Here is a 3247-nt window from a genome sequence, read left to right as displayed (position 1 = left end):
AGACAGGGACCCGCGCCCGGCAGCGGACCCGCGCCCGGCAGCGGACCCGCGCCCGGCACCGAATCCGGCGCCGGGCGCAAGATGCGGCCGAGTCGAGACCGAGGTCGGGCCCGTCCCCCCGGGCCCGCCCCCGTCGATCCACCTCAGGACCGCTCGAACAGCTCCTCCCACAGCCGCTCCAGCAGATCCAGGAAGTCGTTGCCCGTGCTCGGGTGCACCCGCAACACCTGCGGATCGTGATCACTGGCCTGGTCCGCGAACGCCGCGTTCACGTGCACGATGTCGTACTCGAAGCGGCTGATCCGCGGGCTGGTCAAAATGTGGTCGAGCATCTGGCTGTTGCCGTTGAACACGTACCCCCAACGCTCGTTCGCCGGCAGCGTGTCGACCATCGTGCGCAGCGCGCCGCCGTCGGTGAGGGTTTTGAGCGTCGGCGAGAACGCGAAGTCGTTCAGGTCGCCGAGCACCACCAGGTTCGCCCTCGGGTCGGACGCGAGCAACTCGTCCACGAACTGGCGCAGCACCTTTGCCTGCGCCACGCGCTGGACCTCCGAACTGCGCGTCGGCGGCTGGAATCGACTGTCCAGCGCCTGGTCGCCGCCCTTGGAGGCGAAGTGGTTCGCGATCACGAACACCGTCTTGCCGCGGAAGCGGAACTCCGCCGCGAGCGGCTTGCGGCTGCTCTCCCACGCCGGGTCCGCGGGGGAGACCCGACCCGGGGACTGGGTCAGTTGAGTACGCCCCAGCCAGTCCTTGCGCACACCCACCGCGCTCGTGGAACCGCCGCCGGGACGATCCACGAACTCGACGCGCGTAGCGTCGAAGAGGAACGCGTTGCGGATGTTGCCGCCCGGCTGGCCGCCGTCCTTGCCGTCGACGGGCTCGATCGAGCGCCACGAATAGGCCGGGCCGCCCGCCGCCTTGATCGCCGCGACCAGCTTGTCCAGCGTCTGATCGGCCGCGACCACACCGTCGTTGGTCGGTCCGCTGTTGTCCTGGATCTCTTCCAGGGCCACCACGTCCGGCGTGGACAAGGCGGTGACGATGCCCTTCGCCAGCCGGTCGAACTTGGCCTGGGTGTCCTTGGGGGAGAGGTTCTCCACGTTGTATGTGGCGACCGCGAGTTCGCTGTTCTTCTGGTCCCGCGTCGTCTCCGGCGTCAGCGTGCCCTTGACCACCTTGCCCAGCGTGGTCGCGGCCAGCGAATACCCGCCGAACTGGTCGTAGGTGAGCGGGCCGGTGGTCTCACCGGTGAGCGTGTCGCCGACGTCGGCCTGCGGGAACGGCTCCTGGGAGAACGGGATCAGCGACGCGACCTTGAGCCGGCCGCTGTTCTGCGCGTCGTACCCGCCGTACAGCGTGCCGCCCTGTGCCGTCGGGTTCTGCGTCGGCTCCAGGGTGACCCACAGTTCGCCGAACGAGGTGCTCGGGCCGACCACACGCGATTCGCCTACGCGCGTCAACTGGCCTTCGAGCGACTCGAATCGGTCCAGCGCGTACTTCGTCGGCTCCAGCGCGAGCGCCTCGATCGACGGCGTTCCGGTGGGCGCGTACGCGTCCGGCAGGGTCGCCGCGTCGAGCAACACCGGTGCGGGCAGCGCCTGACCGGAAGCGTCGATCACCCACGTGGCGTCGGTGACCTGGGTCAGCGACTGGCCGCCGGCGTTCGCGCCGCCCGGATAGAACTCCTCGACCTTGCCGGTCACCTTGACCGCGTCGCCGACCGCGACCTTCGGGGTGACCGTGCCGGTGAACACGAACAGCCCTTCGGATGTGCGGGGATCATCGTCCGGCGAGCCGTCCTGGAACCAGAAGCCGCGTGCGCTGCCGAAGCCGCGAACACCGGTCACCACGCCCGGAACACTGGTCACCCGAGTGCCGTTCTTCGGCGATACCCGGGTGGTGCCCTGGATTTCGTGAATGCGCGCGTTGGTCGGCTCGGGCGTGCCCGGACCCGGGTCGCTCGGACCCTGGCCACGCGCGTTGAGCGGCGTCGGTGCGCCCGCGACGAAGTCCGCGGCGTTGTCGTCGGTGTCCACGAGCGCCGAAGTCCGGGCCACCGAGGCCGAGTTCGACGCGCCGGTCGCCGGGGTGCCCTCGCGCACCACCGCGTCGCCGTAGCCCGCGACGTCCACGACCCGGCCGTCGGCCAGGCAGTCGGCCGCCGTCAGGCACGTGAGCGCCGTGTTGCCGCGGACCAGCGCGACGGTGCCGCCGGTGCCCGACATGTTGATTGCACCCTGCGCGTCCGGGGTGGGCAGGGCCAGGGTGCCGCCGGCGCCCTTGGCCTCGCCGATCAGGTACCGACCGCCGGGCGCCACCGCGCCGGTCAGCGCGGTGACCTGCCAGGCCGAGGTCGGCTTGGGCGCGGCCGGAAGGTACTGCACGCTCCAGCCGTCGACCGCGACGGCGGCCGAACCCTTGTTCGCCAACTCGATGAAGTCGTTGGTCAGGCTCGCGCCGCTGTTGCCACCGCCGCCGTACACCTCGGCGAGCAACACGTCCACGGCGGGCGCCGCGACGGCGGGAGCGGGTGCGATGACGAGCGCGCCACCGGCGAGGGCGCCGGCCACGGTCGTGGCCACGACACCGATCCGCCGCCGCCGGGTACTCGGCACGGATCGTCGTCGAGACGATTGCTGACGGAATGTCACCCAGGGCCTCCGAAAAGCGAAAGGGACAGGTCCGGGACATTCTCGGGACTGCGGGTGAACGCCGTCCATCCTTTGGGCGGCCCGAAAGGGGCCAAGGTTCCCCCGGGGCCCGAATCTTTTTCCCCACCCACGCGTCGCATCCGGCAGCGGACCCGCCCCGGGCCCACCCTTGTCGCTTCCGCGTCGACCGATGTCGTCCCCCGGCCGACTTTGTCACTCACCCCGGGGTCACCCGGTGCCCGCGCCGAAGCGCCCGCACCCACACCCCGAACCACACCAACTCGGAGATGGAGGCGGGATTCGAACCCGCGTGCACGGTTTTGCGGACCGCTGCCTTGCCTCTCGGCCACTCCATCGCATTCGACCACCGCGCGTTCCGTCGGCCGGACGGCGCCGGGAATCCCGGTCCGCCCGCCCGCGGTTCGCGCGGCCCTTCGCCCTTCGAGGTGGAGGCGGGATTCGAACCCGCGTGCACGGCTTTGCAGGCCGCGGCCTGTCCTCTCGGCCACTCCACCCGGCCGGGCCACCAACCCGGTCGATTCATCCGCCCCGACCACCCACGCCCCACCGACCGGGCGATCCGGTGGGCCTCC

The 3247-nt window shown here is 71.1% G+C and carries 1 protein-coding gene and 2 tRNA genes; all 3 read right to left on the bottom strand.

Going from position 1 to position 3247, the window contains the following annotated elements; translation table 11 throughout:
• Positions 1-143: 143 nt before the first annotated feature.
• A complete protein-coding gene (locus ACFXMF_RS47255) occupies positions 144-2585 on the bottom strand; it encodes an endonuclease/exonuclease/phosphatase family protein (RefSeq protein WP_360306440.1) in 2442 nt (813 codons plus the stop codon).
• Between the two features lie 354 nt (positions 2586-2939).
• A tRNA-Cys gene (locus tag ACFXMF_RS47250) sits at positions 2940-3010 on the bottom strand.
• 88 nt (positions 3011-3098) lie between these two features.
• Positions 3099-3169: transfer RNA gene (locus ACFXMF_RS47245), tRNA-Cys, on the bottom strand.
• Positions 3170-3247: the final 78 nt, after the last annotated feature.

The organism is Embleya sp. NPDC059213 (assembly GCF_042754445.1).
Taxonomy (GTDB): domain Bacteria; phylum Actinomycetota; class Actinomycetes; order Streptomycetales; family Streptomycetaceae; genus Embleya.
Note: the sequence above shows the minus strand (reverse complement) of the source record. Positions and strands in the feature narration are given on the sequence as shown.